The 16,356-nt window shown below is 35.4% G+C and carries 16 protein-coding genes; 7 read left to right on the top strand and 9 right to left on the bottom strand.

The window, feature by feature from the left end:
- The first annotated feature begins 72 nt into the window (after positions 1-72).
- Positions 73-1,173 carry a DNA-processing protein DprA gene (gene dprA, locus EKL96_RS02160; RefSeq protein ID WP_126457746.1) on the top strand — a complete coding sequence of 367 codons (1,101 nt, stop codon included), beginning with the start codon at positions 73-75 and terminating at the stop codon, positions 1,171-1,173.
- 79 nt (positions 1,174-1,252) lie between these two features.
- Here the strand turns inward: dprA and trpS are convergent, their stop codons facing one another.
- Positions 1,253-2,227 carry a tryptophan--tRNA ligase gene (trpS, locus tag EKL96_RS02155; RefSeq protein WP_126457745.1) on the bottom strand — a complete coding sequence of 325 codons (975 nt, stop codon included), beginning with the start codon at positions 2,225-2,227 and terminating at the stop codon, positions 1,253-1,255.
- A 260-nt stretch (positions 2,228-2,487) separates the two neighbouring features.
- Between trpS and EKL96_RS02150 the strand changes: the two genes are divergently transcribed.
- The gene (locus tag EKL96_RS02150; protein ID WP_126457744.1) at positions 2,488-3,231 is read left to right on the top strand and encodes a lysophospholipid acyltransferase family protein; all 744 of its coding nucleotides are present in this window, start codon (positions 2,488-2,490) and stop codon (positions 3,229-3,231) included.
- Between the two features lie 295 nt (positions 3,232-3,526).
- On the opposite strand, the gene EKL96_RS02145 is transcribed toward EKL96_RS02150, so the two are convergent.
- The 5 genes from EKL96_RS02145 to EKL96_RS02125 form a co-directional block, all read right to left on the bottom strand.
- Positions 3,527-3,943 carry a membrane lipoprotein lipid attachment site-containing protein gene (locus tag EKL96_RS02145; protein ID WP_126457743.1) on the bottom strand — a complete coding sequence of 139 codons (417 nt, stop codon included), beginning with the start codon at positions 3,941-3,943 and terminating at the stop codon, positions 3,527-3,529.
- A 143-nt stretch (positions 3,944-4,086) separates the two neighbouring features.
- Positions 4,087-5,094, bottom strand: coding sequence for a recombinase RecA (recA, locus tag EKL96_RS02140; protein ID WP_126452335.1), 1,008 nt, complete (start codon positions 5,092-5,094; stop codon positions 4,087-4,089).
- A gap of 202 nt (positions 5,095-5,296) precedes the next feature.
- On the bottom strand, positions 5,297-5,806 hold the full coding sequence (locus EKL96_RS02135) for an acyl-CoA thioesterase (protein ID WP_126452284.1): 510 nt from the start codon (positions 5,804-5,806) through the stop codon (positions 5,297-5,299).
- Positions 5,807-5,851: 45 nt separating this feature from the next.
- Entirely contained in the window at positions 5,852-6,235 is a 384-nt protein-coding gene (locus tag EKL96_RS02130) for a DoxX family membrane protein (RefSeq protein WP_126457742.1), read from the bottom strand.
- 4 nt (positions 6,236-6,239) lie between these two features.
- Positions 6,240-7,388, bottom strand: a complete 1,149-nt coding sequence (locus tag EKL96_RS02125) for an ATP-binding protein (RefSeq protein ID WP_126457741.1) — start codon at positions 7,386-7,388, stop codon at positions 6,240-6,242.
- A gap of 282 nt (positions 7,389-7,670) precedes the next feature.
- Here EKL96_RS02125 and EKL96_RS02120 point away from each other — a divergent pair, with 282 nt between their 5' ends.
- The 4 genes from EKL96_RS02120 (at position 7,671) to EKL96_RS02105 (ending at position 12,521) form a co-directional block, all read left to right on the top strand.
- Complete coding sequence (locus EKL96_RS02120; protein ID WP_126457740.1) at positions 7,671-8,858, top strand: phosphoglycerate kinase; 1,188 nt, start codon at positions 7,671-7,673, stop codon at positions 8,856-8,858.
- Positions 8,859-9,156: 298 nt separating this feature from the next.
- Positions 9,157-10,989: a LysM peptidoglycan-binding domain-containing protein gene (locus EKL96_RS02115; RefSeq protein ID WP_126457739.1), complete on the top strand. Its 1,833-nt coding sequence runs from the start codon at positions 9,157-9,159 to the stop codon at positions 10,987-10,989.
- Between the two features lie 48 nt (positions 10,990-11,037).
- Positions 11,038-12,018: a DUF4837 family protein gene (locus EKL96_RS02110; protein ID WP_126457738.1), complete on the top strand. Its 981-nt coding sequence runs from the start codon at positions 11,038-11,040 to the stop codon at positions 12,016-12,018.
- A gap of 47 nt (positions 12,019-12,065) precedes the next feature.
- On the top strand, positions 12,066-12,521 hold the full coding sequence (locus EKL96_RS02105; protein WP_126457737.1) for a GNAT family N-acetyltransferase: 456 nt from the start codon (positions 12,066-12,068) through the stop codon (positions 12,519-12,521).
- Here the strand turns inward: EKL96_RS02105 and EKL96_RS02100 are convergent.
- The 3 genes from EKL96_RS02100 to rnpA form a co-directional block, all read right to left on the bottom strand.
- Complete coding sequence (locus EKL96_RS02100; protein WP_126457736.1) at positions 12,510-13,316, bottom strand: OmpA family protein; 807 nt, start codon at positions 13,314-13,316, stop codon at positions 12,510-12,512. The two genes, EKL96_RS02105 and EKL96_RS02100, sit on opposite strands and share 12 nt — an antisense overlap.
- The gene (locus EKL96_RS02095) at positions 13,313-14,944 is read right to left on the bottom strand and encodes a S41 family peptidase (RefSeq protein ID WP_126457735.1); all 1,632 of its coding nucleotides are present in this window, start codon (positions 14,942-14,944) and stop codon (positions 13,313-13,315) included. The genes EKL96_RS02100 and EKL96_RS02095 overlap by 4 nt, the downstream gene beginning before the upstream one ends.
- Positions 14,945-15,051: 107 nt before the next feature.
- Positions 15,052-15,486, bottom strand: coding sequence for a ribonuclease P protein component (rnpA, locus tag EKL96_RS02090; protein WP_126457734.1), 435 nt, complete (start codon positions 15,484-15,486; stop codon positions 15,052-15,054).
- A 127-nt stretch (positions 15,487-15,613) separates the two neighbouring features.
- On the opposite strand from rnpA, the gene EKL96_RS02085 reads away from it, so the two are divergent.
- Positions 15,614-16,348, top strand: a complete 735-nt coding sequence (locus EKL96_RS02085; protein WP_126457733.1) for a lysophospholipid acyltransferase family protein — start codon at positions 15,614-15,616, stop codon at positions 16,346-16,348.
- Positions 16,349-16,356: the final 8 nt, after the last annotated feature.

The following is a 16,356-nucleotide window of genomic DNA, read 5'->3' as shown; positions in this document are numbered from 1 at the left end:
TACAAACATAAATAAAGATTTTTTTAAACTGGCGTATTCCATATTCCAATAAAAAACAAGTATTATCTACATATGAAAGAGCAGGATTTATTTTATTTATTGGCATTGCAAAGAATAGAGGGCGTGGGCGACATCATAGCCAAAAAACTGCTTACCCATTTTGGAACAGCAGAAGCGGTTTTTAATACAAAAGCATCGCAACTCGCTGCTATTGATGGAGTAGGATCTGTTTTGCTGAAAAATTTAAAAGATAAATCAGTTTTCGAAAAAGCGACTCAGGAACTGGAGTTTATAAAAGCAAATGAAATCAATGCGGTTTATTTTCAGGACGAAGAATATCCAGATCGGTTGAAACATTGTATTGACGGACCACTTTTATTATTCACATCTGGAAATATCAATTTAAAAAACAGAAGAATAATCAGCATTGTAGGAACGCGCCAAATTACCTCGTACGGTACTGAATTTTGTAGAAAACTGATCGAAGATTTGGCTCCACTCGATCCTATAATCGTAAGTGGTTTTGCCTACGGTGTCGATATTGTGGCGCATCAATTGGCAATGGAAAATAACCTACAAACCATTGGTGTTGTTGCTCATGGTTTAAACCAAATTTACCCGAAAACCCATAAAAAATATGTGTCGAAAGTCGAACAAAACGGTGGTTTTATGACTGAGTTTTGGAGTTCCTCCAATCCGGATAAAGAAAATTTCGTGCGAAGAAACCGGATCGTTGCAGGAATGTCTGAAGCGACGATTGTAATTGAATCTGCCGATAGAGGCGGATCGTTAATCACTGCAAACATGGCGAATGATTACAATCGTGATGTTTTTGCGGTTCCGGGACGTGTTACAGATAAGTATAGCCAAGGCTGCAACAACCTCATAAAGACTCAAAAAGCAAATGTATTGACTAGTGCCGCTGATTTGGTTTATATTTTGAATTGGGACATTCAGAAGGAATCCAAACCCATACAAAAACAATTGTTTGTAAGCTTAGAGGAAGACGAACAAAAAGTATACGACTACCTCCTTAAAACAGGGAAAGAACTAATGGATATTATTGCTTTGCGCTGTGATTTTCCTATTTATAAAATCTCAGGAATGCTATTAAATATGGAATTGAAAGGCGTGATACGGCCTTTACCGGGGAAATTGTTTGAGGCGATTTGATTTTAACATATAAGTCATGAAAGCTTTAATAAAATAGTATTAAACTTAAAAAAACTTATATGTTTTAAAAATTGATTGTTTAAACCTCAAATCCTAATTTCTCTCTCACTCTTGCCAAAACTCCATTGGCAACAACAGCTGCTTTTTGAGCACCAATTTTCAGTAAAGCATCTACTTCAGGAAGGTTATTCATGTAATACTTGTATTTTTCTCTTTCGGTTTTGAAAGTTTCTACAATCAACTCAAACAACGCTTGTTTGGCGTGACCGTAACCGTAATTTCCATTTAAGTAATTGGCAGTCATTGTGGCTATTTGTTGTTGATTTGCCAATAATTTATAAATGGCAAACGCATTGCACGTATCCGGATTTTTAGGATCTTCCAGCGGCGTGCTGTCGGTTTCAATGCTCATAACTTGTTTGCGTAAGGACTTATCATCCAAGAATATATTGATAATATTATTAGCTGATTTACTCATTTTTCCGCCGTTAGTTCCGGGAATCAGCATGCTGTCTTCCTGAATTTTTGCTACGGGAAGTACAAAAGTCTCTCCCATTTGGTGGTTGAAACGGGACGCTACATCACGCGTGATTTCAACGTGCTGCAATTGGTCTTTTCCTACGGGTACAAACTCGGCGTCGTATAATAAAATATCTGCCGCCATCAGCATTGGATACGAAAATAAACCAGCGTTGACATCTTCCAGTCTATCCGCTTTGTCTTTGAAAGAATGCGCTAATGTCAGGCGTTGAAAAGGGAAAAAACAACTCAAATACCACGATAATTCGGCTGTTTGTGGCACATCTGATTGTCTGTAGAAAACGACTTTATCTACATTCAAACCACAGGCAAGCCAGGCTGCAGCAGTACTGTAAGTATTTGTTCTTAAAGTTTCGCCGTTTTTTATTTGCGTTATGGAATGCAAATCGGCAATGAAAAGAAACGATTCGTTTTCCGGTTTATTTGATAGTGCTATTGCGGGAATGATTGCACCAAGTAAGTTTCCTAAATGCGGTGTTCCGGTACTTTGAACGCCTGTCAGTATTTTTGCCATTATGATTTTTAACTATTACCGCAAAGTTCGCAAAGTTTTTTATTTTTTACCGCAAATTTGCAAATTATAAAAATCAAGTTACTTTAAATCGTGTTAGTAATTTCTTTTAACCATATCAGACATTTAAGTCAATAAAACCTTGATGGTTAAACGAAGATATTATAATTGAGCAGTAAATTAGAACTTATAATACTTATATGTTGAAAAACGCAAGAATATTTTTTGAGTATCATAACATCCGATTTCTTACTTTTGAACTTATGAGAGCATTAAAAATTATTTTCTGGGCGCTATGGCGTATATGGTTTTATATTTTGATGACCATTCCTATATTGGTGATGTTTCCTTTTCTGGTGCTGTCTATTTTGACGGAAAACGGGTATCCTTATTTTTTTAAGATGGCTCGTATTTGGGCAAAATTCATTCTTTTTGGCATGGGTTTTCATTATAAAATAGATAGAACACAAGCAATGGAGTGCCAAAAAAGTTACATGATTGTTGCGAATCATACCTCCATGGCTGATATTATGCTGATGCTTGTCCTGACAAGAAATCCGTTTGTTTTTGTAGGTAAAAAAGAACTTTCAAAAATTCCGTTGTTTGGCTTTTTCTATAAAAGAACCTGTATTTTGGTGGATAGAAATTCTTCAAAAAGTAAAATGGAAGTCTTTAATCGCGCTCAAAAAAGAATTAATCAAGGACTGAGTATCTGTATTTTTCCAGAAGGTGGTGTTCCATGTGATGAATCAGTCTTGCTGGACACTTTCAAAGATGGTGCTTTCCGATTGGCAATTGAGCATCAAATACCCATTGTTCCCATTACTTTTGGAGACAATAAAAAAAGATTTCCATATGCTTTTTGGGGAGGAAGTCCAGGATTTATGCGGGTAAAAATACATTCTCATGTGGAAACTTTTGGAAAAACAGGGGCAGACAGGAAACAAATTCGCGAAGAAGTACGCGAAATCATTTACGAGCAATTAGTTGCTTTCGACTCTAAATAAATTTTAAAAACTGTAACTGATCCCGGAATACAATCCAATAAATAGCGGTTTAAAGTCACCAGAGTTGTTTGAAAAAGTATTTATTTGATACTTTACCATAGGTTCAAAATTAATCTGAAATGATTTTACAATTCGGTATTTAAAGCCGGTACTCACATTAGTGCTAAAATGGATTTGCTTCAAATCTGTAAATTTCTTCGGCATCCGGATAACTACTCGAATGTATCAAGTAAACTCCTAATAGCTTTTTACAGTCAATAATTTATTGGTCTAACCGCACAATTTTATTCAAGAATTAATTAATAACGACTGGAACTTCTACTTCTTCAAAGATATTTTCTCCATTAGCATTCTCCCCTTTATAAAATTTAAAAATATAAGAACCGGTATTGGTTACATAAAAATTAAAAGAAACCTCTGATGGTGAAGGTATTTGTTGCGTACAAACTTGACTAGTATTCACTGCCGTTTGAATGCCTATGGTTCTTACATTCAAATTTTTGTCATAATAAATCCCTTGAAATAAATGACATTCGGTTGGTCTTGTATATTTTAATTTTATCTCATAGGTATTTCCCAATATGAATTTTTCGGGTAATGTATAGCTATCTATAGGCAGCACTTCAAAGCTATAAGAATCTTGATTGTCATTATCAATGGAACATCCGGTCAAGGTTGTAATGAACAGAATAAAAAGCACAATTTTTTTCATTTATTAATTTTTTAAATTTATACAATTCAGTTTCTTAATTGAATTCTAAGCTGTTTTGCAAAAGATCAAAATTTCAACAAAAGGTTGCGTGTAAAAATAAAAAAATCCGTCTCGTTTTTTAGGTGCGAGACGGGTTTTACTTTTTATGCTTCTGCCAATTCTTTTATTCTGGCTTTAATCTTTTCTTCTAATTCATCCGCTAATTCCGGATTGTCTTTAATCAAAGACTTAACAGCATCCCGACCTTGTCCTAATTTAGTTTCACCGTAACTGAACCAAGATCCTGCTTTTTTGATGATTTCAAACTCAACAGCAAGATCAAGAATCTCTCCTGTTTTTGAAATTCCTTCCCCATACATGATGTCAAATTCTGCGATTTTAAATGGCGGAGCGACTTTGTTTTTCACCACTTTTACTTTGGTTCTGTTCCCAAGGACGTTATCTCCATCTTTAATTTGAGTAGAACGACGAATATCCAAACGAATCGAAGCATAAAACTTCAATGCATTTCCTCCCGTTGTAGTTTCTGGATTACCAAACATCACACCAATTTTCTCTCTCAATTGATTAATAAAGAAAACTGTACAGTTTGTTTTACTGATGGTTCCCGTTAATTTACGCAATGCTTGAGACATTAAACGGGCGTGTAATCCCATTTTAGAATCTCCCATTTCGCCTTCAATTTCACTTTTTGGAGTCAAAGCTGCAACCGAGTCAATGACAACAATGTCAATTGCTCCGGAACGAATCAAGTTCTCCGCAATTTCTAACGCTTGTTCTCCATTATCAGGTTGTGATATGATTAAGTTTTCAATATCTACGCCTAATTTCTCCGCATAGTTTCTGTCGAAAGCATGTTCTGCATCAATAAAAGCTGCAATTCCACCTGCTTTTTGAGCTTCAGCAATAGCATGAAGCGTCAATGTGGTTTTTCCAGAAGATTCCGGACCGTATATTTCAATAATTCTACCTCTTGGATAGCCTCCAACTCCTAATGCCAAATCGATTCCTAAAGACCCGGAAGAAATAGTTTCTACTTCTTCAATGGCTTTGTCGCCCATTTTCATTACTGTCCCTTTTCCGTAGGTTTTGTCTAATTTATCAAGCGTAAGTTGTAGCGCTTTTAATTTAGATTCTTTCTCTGAACTCATCTTCTCTTTTACCTTTTCTTTCATCTATTTGTATTGGTTTATAACTGTAAGAAACTGACAGGATGATTACTTATCCCATAATTTCATTTGTATATTGAATATATGTTTTGTAAAAATACTTCTTTTTTGATTTAAAATTTTCTCTTTCAAGAATATTTTAAATCTATTTATCAATTAAAAATAGTCAGTTGTATTTTGCTTCTTACACGAACAATGCTTTTAATTCGGTTGCATCATGGGGGTTCATTTTTCCGGCTAAAACTAAACTCAGCTGTTTGCGTCGCAATGCAGCTTCAAAACGTTGTTTTTCTATTTCGGTTTCCGGAACAATTTGGGGTACTTCAACGGGTCTTCCCGTATCGTCTACTGCTACAAAAGTATAGATCGCTTCATTGGCTTTGGTTTTATTACCGGATTCTCTGTCTTCAACCCAAATGTCAATGAATATTTCCATTGAACTTTTGAAAGCTCTGGAAACTTTAGCTTCAACAGTAACGACACTTCCCAACGGAATGGCTCTGTTGAATGCAACGTGATTTACGGATGCTGTAACTACAATTCTTCGGGAATGTCTGCGTGCCGCTATACTTGCTGCGCGATCCATACGGGCTAATAATTCGCCACCAAAAAGATTGTTCAAAGGATTGGTCTCGCTTGGTAAAACCAAATCAGTTAATATCGTCAGGGATTCTGAAGGGTGTTTTGGTGTCATTTTTTTATTTAAAAAGGAGTTGTTCAAAATAATAAGTTGTAAAGTCTAGTTTAACCAATAAACGGCCAATATTGCAGGGATAAAATAAATAACAATTGTTCTGGCTCCATCATAATCTTTGGCCAATCGCTGTCCGAAAAGCAACATCAACAACGTGATACAAGAGAAAACGGCTCCGTAAAAACCAAAAATTCTTCCGTTGTTTACGAATAATTCGATGCAACCCACCACACATAAAATACCGGAAATTAATTCTAAAATCAAGATATTTAGTAGTGCTAAAGGTACATGGTTTTTTAATGGTGTTTTAGCGAAATGACCTTTTAACCATTCGACATTATCTTTCCAATAAAACAATTTGTCGTATCCGGACTGTAGGAAAGTGATGGCCAGGAAAATTAAAATTAAAATAGAAGTAATATTGTTCATTTTTTTATTTTTTGTGAATTAAACGAGTAAGTTTTATTGATAAATCGGTTAAAATAATTTTAGCGTTTCCGTTGCGTTCAATGTGATACATTGCCTCTGAAAGTTCTTTAAAAATATCATTTATGTTGTTGCCATTTACAAAAGGTGCAAAATTCTCCAGTTTGAATTTTTCCACTTGTGGTTCTATGTAGACTAAACTTGGCGTTTGGTAATTGAGCAACAAGGCCTGACGAAACATATCAATACAAAAATGTAAAAACTTTTTTTGGGTTTCTCTTCCCAAACCAGCAATTTGCTCGCTCCACTGGATCAAATCCTGAATGGCAGCTGCGTTTCCTTTTGCTCTAAAAGCCGCACGAACCCAATCGACAAACCATTTTTCAAAAAAAACTGATTCGCTGTCCGGTTGTATTAATTGCAATGCTTTATTGAAATTTCCTTGTGCTTGATGCGCTATTTTTAAAGCTATTTTAGAATCCGTATTTTCTTTTGAAACCAAAGCCTCCGCAATGACAGTTTCACTCAAACCATTAAAATGTAGTACTTGGCAACGGGAACGAATCGTTTGAATAATATCTTCTTCATTTTCTGAAATCAGGATAAAAACCGTTCTGTCTGTAGGTTCTTCCAATAATTTCAGTAATTTATTAGAAGCAGCGATATTCAATTTATCAGCCATCCAAATAATCATTATTTTGTATCCGCCTTCATAAGATTTTAAAGCCAGCGATTTCAAGATTTCCTGCGCATCATCGACCCTAATTTCTCCTTGCTTGTTTTTAACACCTAGCATTTGGTACCAATCAAACAAACTTCCGTACGGATTTTGTTCTATAAACTGTCGCCATTCCGTTATGAAATCAATGCTTTTGGGTTTTGTTTTTACTTCTTCAGTACTGACAGTCGGGTAAATAAAATGCAAATCAGGATGGGAAGTTTTCTGAAATTTCAGGTTGCACGCTTCATTTGAACCGGAATTCTCTCCGTTTTGATTGCTGCAAATGATGTATTGTGCATACGCAATCGCCATGGGTAAAGTGCCACTGCCTTCCGGACCTACGAACAGTTGTGCGTGGGGAATTCTGCCCAAATCAGCACTTTTTGTCAAATGACTTTTGATGTGTTCTTGTCCTAAAATTTCTGAAAATTGCATGAAGCAAAGATAGCAGAAAATGGTGTAGTCTAAAATTTTAGCAGGCAAAGTTTCAGCAGAAGCTAGTTTATAGAAGTGTCAATTTATGTTTTATTTTTAAAATTTAACAGGCCTTTATCTAAAATAATATCTAGACAAATTGATAAATAAAAGCATTATTTATTAATTTACATCGATTTCGTTGCTAAAAATTGATTTTATATGATTTTCTCTAATTTATTAATAATTTAAAAGTTCTATATTTGTTACTCTTTCAAAAAAAATAAACTAAAAAACAGACTGATGAAAACCATAAGTGATTTCAATTTTGCAAATAAAAAAGCCATAATTCGGGTTGATTTTAATGTGCCTTTGGACGAAAAGTTCAATGTAACGGATGCCACGCGTATTGAAGCTGCAAAACCTACTATTGACGCGATTCTTGCGCAAGGCGGAAGCGTGATTTTGATGTCGCATTTAGGTCGGCCAAAAGGAGTGGAAGAAAAATACTCTTTGAAACACATTTTGAAAACAACTGCTGAAATTCTTGGAGTTTCGGTTCAGTTCGCTTCAAACTGTATTGGTTCAGAGGCGAAAGCTGCAGCTGAAAAATTGCAGGCTGGAGAAGTTTTATTGTTAGAAAATTTACGTTTTCACAGCCAAGAAGAAGCGGGTGATGTTGCTTTTGCAAAAGAACTGGCGTCACTTGGTGATATTTTTGTAAACGACGCTTTTGGTACAGCGCATAGAGCGCACGCATCGACTACAATTATTGCGCAGTTTTTTCCAAGCGAAAAATGTTTTGGATTATTATTGGCCAAAGAAATAGAAAGCTTGAACAAAGTTTTAAAAAACAGCGAAAAACCAGTAACAGCAGTCCTTGGTGGATCAAAAGTATCTTCTAAAATTACCGTAATCGAGAATATTCTGGATAAAGTAGACCACATGATTATTGGTGGCGGAATGACTTTTACTTTTGTGAAAGCATTAGGCGGTAAAATTGGCGATTCTATTTGTGAAGATGATAAACAAGAATTGGCATTAGAAATATTGCGATTAGCTAAAGAAAAAGGAGTACAAATTCATATTCCGGTTGATGTTGTGGCCGCAAACGCTTTCGCTAATGATGCTCAAACCCAGATTGTGGATGTCAAAGCAATTCCTGACGGGTGGCAAGGATTGGATGCTGGACCAAAATCATTGGAAAACTTCAAAAAAGTAATCATGGATTCTAAAACGATTCTTTGGAACGGTCCATTGGGTGTTTTTGAAATGGAAAATTTTGCTACCGGAACTATTGCTTTGGGTAACTTTATCGCTGAATCTACGGCAAACGGAGCATTTTCTCTTGTAGGTGGCGGTGATTCCGTTGCTGCTGTAAAACAATTTGGTCTTGAAGACAAAGTAAGCTATGTTTCAACCGGTGGAGGAGCAATGCTGGAAATGCTGGAAGGAAAAGTATTGCCAGGAATTGCAGCTATTTTAGACTAATAAATGCAGTAAAATTAAAATAAAAGCCGTTTGATATCTAAATAGCATTCAAATCAAACAGCTGTTTTATCACATGTATAAAAACCTTAGCGATACCTTATGTATCGCTGAGGTTTTTTTTAAGTTTCACAATTGGATCTTTAAAGTAATTTTACCCACAAACGATTAGAAATTCAGTGCCAAGGACTGAAAAATTATATTTTTAACAATATTTAAAGAAAATTTTAGTTTTAACCTCTTAAGTTTGTAAAAATAAGACTTCTAATCATTTGGATTATAGGTCTTTGATCTTTTAAATATGACTATAAAAAATACCACATTATCGTTTTTTCTGTTGTTATCAATTCATTTATTTTCGCAGAAAGCAACTGAAAACAAAGCATTTGAAAAAATTGATGCAAAATTATCCTATTTAGATTCCATTAAGAATTCCTTTGTTGAATATGATCTGGCATCTTGTGTAGACAGTTTATGGATGAATGAAATGACCAACTTAGATTTATATAATGATCTTACAGAAGACATCGAAAATATAAATATAGATGAAAAAGTAGATTATGAGTTACCAACAGCACTGCTGAAAGAAAGATTGGCGGCAATGAATGCAAAATCGCCGTTTAATATTGCGTACAATCAAGGTCTGGAAAACATTATTAAATCATTTTTAAAATACCGAAAAAAATCTTTTGAACGATTAATGGCCACTTCGGAATATTATTTCCCCATGTTTGAGGAGGCTTTGGCCAAACAAAATATTCCCTTGGAGATAAAATATTTAGCCGTTGTGGAATCTGCTTTAAATCCAAAAGCAGTTTCAAAAATGGGAGCAACTGGACTGTGGCAATTTATGTATCAAACCGGAAAACAATATGGGTTGAAAATTGATTCGTATGTGGATGAACGCAGCGATCCCTTAAAAGCTACCGAGGCAGCAGCGCAATATATGACCAATATGTACAAAATATTTGGAGATTGGGATTTGGTTTTGGCCTCTTATAACTCTGGTCCGGGAAATGTTTCCAAAGCTATCAGACGTTCCGGTGGTCAGCAAAATTATTGGAATATCAGGAAAAATCTTCCCAGAGAAACCCAAGGATATGTACCTGCTTTCTTAGCAACCATGTATCTTTATGAATACCATAAGGAACACGGAATCGTGCCCCAGCGGGCTACCATAAAGCATTTTACTACGGATACTATCCTGATCAAGAAGCAAATTACATTCAAGCAAATATCAGATTTACTTGATGTTCCAGTAGTTCAATTGCAGGTTTTAAATCCCTCCTACAAGCTTGATATAATTCCTTTTTATCATGATCAAAATCATTATTTGAGATTGCCACAAGAAAAAATTGCTGTTTTTGCCTCTAATGAAGGTCCGATTTATGCCTATACAGAATACGAATCCAGCAAACGAGAGAAGCCCTATTTTGCCACAAAAACAACACCCAAAAAAGAACGTGAAGATACTGGCAATCAAAGAATAGCGCAATCCCAGACAACCCAGTATTACAAGGTAAAAAAAGGAGATAATCTGGGAGCTATTGCCAGTAAATACAATGTTAGCATTGCTGATTTAAGACAATGGAATGCGCTAAGCAGCAATGTTATCGCGTATGGTAAAAACCTAAAAATTAGTAGCAACGAAGCGGCTGTTTCTAATGAAGTAATAAAGAATTCAGATCCAATACAAGCCCTTTCTGAGAAGCAAGTTGCCGCCTCATTAGAGGCAAACGCAGCTGTAGCATCTACTGAAAGCAAGGCGTATTATATAGTTCAAAAAGGAGATAATTTAGAGCGCATTGCTAAGAAATTTGGCACCTCTCCGTCTACTCTGAAACAATGGAATAAAATTTCCGGGCAGACAATTATTTTAGGGAGTTCTTTGATTGTCGCCAAAGAGGAACCTGTAATAAATACAAATAAAGCAACGATAAGTTACTTTAATAAAAAAATAAATGGTTCCGGATTATCCCAGAAAGAAACCGTTGATTACTATGTAAAAAAAGGGGATTCGTTGTATAGTATATCAAAAAAATATCCAGGCGTAACCATTTCTGACCTGAAAAAATGGAACGGTATTCGCGGGGAAGTACTCAAACCAGGAATGAAACTTAAAATTAACGGATAATAGAATAATCTTATCTAAATTTGGGTTTTATTTTATAATTGAAATACAATGAATAAAGCCCTTCTTTTATTGCTTCTTACTGCCATTTTGCTGGGTTCTTGCAACCAAAAAAAGGATCCCCAACCGCGTGCTACAACAGGAAAAATTAATACTATTTCAGTTATCATAGACGACCAGTTGTGGAATGGTGAGATTGGCGACAGTATTCGAAATAAATTTGCCTCCGCCGTTATAGGATTGCCTGAGGAGGAACCTCTTTTTACGATAAATCAATATCCTACTAAAATTTTAGAAGGATTTATGACGGACAGCCGTACGATTATCGTAGTCAAAAAAGAAGAGCAAAATAAATTTGAAATTAAAAAAAATCAATACGCATCACCCCAAAATGTGTTTCATATTTCCGGAAAAACAAGTGTAGATATTCTAGAAATAATAGCGAAAAATTCGCCAAAAATAATTGAAATTATTAAGGAAACTGAAATTTCCGAAAACCAACGCATTATAAAACAGTCTATTCTTAATCCAAAAATCATCAAGAATAAATTTCAAATTTCGATTAATATTCCTTCTTCATATCAATACGTCCTTCATAAACCGCATTTTATATGGTTAAAAAATGAAATTATAAGCGGCAACACGAGTTTGTTGATTTATCAAGTTCCTATAAATGTCATCACTAAAAAGGATACAGATCTGATCACGAATATTATTAAAATGAGGGATTCTATTGGCAATCTTTACATCAGCGGAAAAGAGAATAATACTGTAATGATTACCGGAGAAAGCTATTCGCCTTATTTTTTTAAGATCAGTCTGGACGGAAAGGAAACGTATGAAACAAAAGGAACTTGGGAATTGAAAAACGATTTTATGTCAGGCCCTTTTATTAATTATGCTATTCTGGATACAGAGCACAACAGGATTTTAGTTTTGGAAGGCTTTTGTTATGCGCCCTCCAAAGAAAAAAGAGACTTAATGCATGAGTTAGAAGCCATCATAAAATCAGTTGAGGTTTTGAAAAAATAGTTTTATTTTCTTTTATTTGCAGTCTAATAAAAACTAAAAAAAATAAAATGTTAAAATGGAGTATAAAGTCGTTTAAGGAACTTTCTGTGGATGAGTTATACGATCTGCTGAGATTGAGAAGCGAGATTTTCGTGGTGGAGCAAAACTGTGTATATCTGGATCTAGATGGAAAGGACAAACTAGCTCTGCATCTTATTGGGGAATTTGAAGGTAAAATTGTAGCGCATTCCAGACTTTTCAAACCAGGAATCAGTTTTGACAATGCCTCAATTGGCCGAGTAACAGTTGATTCAAATTACCGTGACAGAAAATGGGGTCATGACTTAATGCGGGAATCTATTGCAGGAATAGCGCATCATTTTGGCGAAAGCCACATCACTATTGGAGCGCAATTGTACCTAAAGAAATTCTATGAGAGTCATGGTTTTGTGCAAACCAGTGAAATGTATCTCGAAGACGATATTCCGCATATTGAGATGAAAAGTGGGGAACTAAATTTTTAGAATCAGAAACTCAACTCTGCGGTCTAATGCTTCTCCTTGACCTAAGGGAAATTTGTTTCCGTTTCCTATATAATGCATCCTAAGGCTGTTTACGCCTTTATTTATCAAGTATTTATAGACGTTTTTTGCACGGTTCAAGGAAAGCTTGCGTTCTCGGGTTCCCTTATCTATGGCATCCAGGTAATAACTGGGCGTGCAACAAACGTGGCCTCTGATTTCGAATTCCAACGTTTTTTGTTGCTGCAAAAGAACCACAATCTTGTCTAATTCTTTCTTAGATTTCTCCGTTAATGTGCTGCTGCCAAGTGGAAAAAGGATATTTTCCAGATAAATACGGTCGCCTACTTTATGCTTCTTCTGAAACGAATTGTAAATGCCGTTTCCAAAACTGTTTTTCTTGACAAGAAACAAGTCGACTCGCCTGTTTTTAGAACGGGTTTCGGATAGGTTTTCTATCATATCTTTTTTCAGAATCACGCGGCCTTTGCCTTCAATAATGACAATTTTGTTTTTACTGAAACCATTTTGGATAAGTATATTTTGTACCGTAATTACTCTGTTTTTTGATAATTCATAATTATAATCGTTAGCACCCCGGTCATCACAATACCCATAAATTTGTATCGATTCTACTTTTGAGGTATCTGTGTTTTTTATAAAATCGACTATCGTTTGTATTTGGTCGTTATAAAGTGTGAATTTGTCAAATTCAAAATAAACCGTTTCTATAGGTTGCCACTGAGCTGATACGTAGCTCGAAAAAAGCAATAGCACTATGGAGAACGATTTTTTCATTTTAAGATAGACTGATACTCCATATTGGAATTCAAAATAGTAATGGCCCGTTTGATTTCAGAATTATTTTTGATGTAATACTGATACAGCCCTTCCTGATATTGATAGCGTTTAATGATTTCATCGACCATCAGGTTTTTGATTTCTTTTTGGTTTTTGTCCAATAAGGCATTTTCGCTTTTTTGAAGCGCAACACTTAATTGTTGATATTCTACCAGAATAGATTCCTCTAGTTTTTCTTTTTTGGCCATAGCCAAAGTGTTTTTCAAGGCCAATTCCGTTTCCGTGTCAAAGGAGAATTTTTGTGTTTTTAGGAACTGTTTGAACTCTAAATACTCCACATCAGAAATAACAGGAATGCGATTTCCTAAATTTGGATTTTTATAATAATACGTCGTGGCATAGTTAAAAATCCCGTCGTTGTGAAGCAAAGCATTTGCTATCGGACTTAATTTAGTTTCTTCCAGTTCTACATCCGGCTGAATTCCTCCACCGTCATAAACGGTTCTGCCTTTTCTGGTTTTAAAGGCATTATAGTTTTTCTCCTCTGTTTTTAGAACCATTCCGTTTTTGTTTTTTCGTGAATAATCTAAAGCTTGAATGCATCTTCCGGATGGCGTGTAATAACGGGAAATGGTTACTTTTAGTTGTGTACCATACGTTAAATCTACCGGTCTTTGCACGAGTCCTTTCCCAAAACTGCGGCTACCCACCACTACAGCACGATCTAAATCTTGAAGTGCGCCAGCCACGATTTCGGATGCTGAAGCGCTGTGACCGTTAACAAGTATTATCAAAGGAATGTCAGTATCTACAGGGTCTTTGGTTGTTTTATATGTGCTGTTGTGTTGCTCTATTTTTGATTTTGTAGTAACAATAATTTCGTTTTTTGGAACAAATAAATTACAAATATTCACGGCTTCATTCAAGAGTCCGCCCGGATTGTCTCGGACATCCAGTATAATGCGTTCGGCACCTTCTTTTTTGAGTTGTTCTAAGGCTTCTTTGGTTTCTAAGGACGCTTTTTTATTAAAATGCGATAATACGATATAGCCGGTCTTGTCGTCTATTTTTGCAAAAAAGGGCACCGATTTGATTTCGACTTCGTCTAGGATAATCTGGGTACTTTGTACTTTTCCTTGTCGGATGTATTTGAGGTCTATTTTGGTGTTTTTGGTACCTTTGAAAAGCTGAGAGGCCTCGTCTTTAAAATCAGACAAAAGGACATCTCCCACTTGAATAATTTCGTCACCGGCTTTAAGGCCAGCTTTGTCGGCGGGAAAATTTTTATAGGGCTCTTTAACGATCAATTTATCTTCTTTTCGAGTCAGTAAAGCGCCTATTCCGGTATATTCTCCAGTGTTGTTTATCTTGAATCGCACTACATCCTGCTCGTTGAAATATACGGTGTATGGGTCTAAATTAACCAGCATTCCTTTGATGGCCTTGTCCATTAATTCTCCAGGATTCGTTTCATCGACATAATTTCGGTTTAATTCCTTGAAAAGGGTCGTGAATATCTCGATTTGCTTGGCGATTTCAAAAAAATCATCTTTGAAGCTGGTTCCAATAAACAGAAATACCGAAGCGACAAGGGGAATTAAGAATTTTTTTTTGAGGAAGCTCATAGGTTTAATTAACTAAATTTGAGACCACTAAAATAACAATAAATCACGAATAATGATGCAGGACTGAATCTAAAGGTGATTTTGTTTAATTGGGATAGGTGAATTGTTTATATTTCAGAAATAGAATCGCTTTCGGATACTGGTTTTTTAATGTTTTGAGCAACAAATTTCTCAAACAATTGAATGGTTTTGGTATTAATTTCGGCGTACGTCAATCTGTCTTTAGTTTGATAAAAAAACATAAAGGAATAGGGTTGGTCCAGATGGTCAATCAAAAGGTGTTTGTTCAGCCGGTAGGTTTCGCGCAGCACGCGTTTGAAATAATTGCGGTCTACGGCTTTCTTGAAATTCTTTTTGGAAACCGAAACTCCCATTTTTATTTTTTCTCCCGTCCCGAAGTTTCGGGATTCGGGATCGCCAAAAGAGCTGGCTTTATACACCAATCGCAACGGATATTTTGATACTGATTTCCCTTCGGTAAACAATAATCCAATAGTGGTCTTGCTTTTTAGTTTTTCGTTTTTTGAGTAAGTAAAATTCATTTTAATAGAAAAAAGGACATGGATTTTGACTGGCAAAGTTACGATTAAAGGTTGAGTCCATATATTGTTTGGGATTTAAAATCGGGCTAAAAATATATTTCTTACTTTTACGGCAAATTTTTAAAGCATGGAAAAACTAATTTCGTATCCCATATCCGTAATCTATTATTTATGTTTTGGTCTTACCTTGGTTATTTTTCACCCAATTCAATGGGTTTGCTTTCACGTTTTTGGGTATCAAGCCCATAAAATAAGTGTCGATTATTTAAATTTTTTTCTGATTTTGTGCACAAGACTGTTAGGAACATCGTACCGGTTTGAAAATGTGGAAAGCATCCCAAAAAATGTTCCGTTAATTTTCGTGTCCAATCATCAAAGTATGTACGATATTATTGCTATGATTTGGTTTTTTCGCCGATTTCATTGTAAATTTGTCAGTAAAAAAGAATTGGGAAGTGGGATTCCCAGTGTGTCGTTTAATTTACGACATGGCGGTTCTGCTCTTATTGATCGTAGAGATCCCAAGCAAGCCATTCCTGCGATCAAAAATTTGTCTGAATATATTGAAAAACACAATCGTTGCGCAGTTATTTTTCCGGAAGGAACACGAAGCAAGACTGGGAAGCCAAAGGAATTTGCGCAAAGCGGATTCAAAATTTTATGCAAATACGCCCCTTCGGCTTATGTAGTTCCGATAAGCATAAACAATTCTTGGATAATTGTTAAATATGGATTTTTCCCTTTAGGTTTAGGAAATCGCCTTACCTTTGTAGTTCATAAGCCATTAGCGGTTAAAGATTATAATTTTTCTGATTTGATCGAAAAAACAGAAAAAGCAGTTGTTCAAGGAATAAAAATTTAATTTATATA

This window comes from Flavobacterium sp. LS1R10, from assembly GCF_003968825.1.
Lineage (GTDB): Bacteria > Bacteroidota > Bacteroidia > Flavobacteriales > Flavobacteriaceae > Flavobacterium.
The sequence above is the reverse complement of the archived record's forward strand: the minus strand, read 5'-3'. Positions and strand labels throughout refer to the sequence as shown.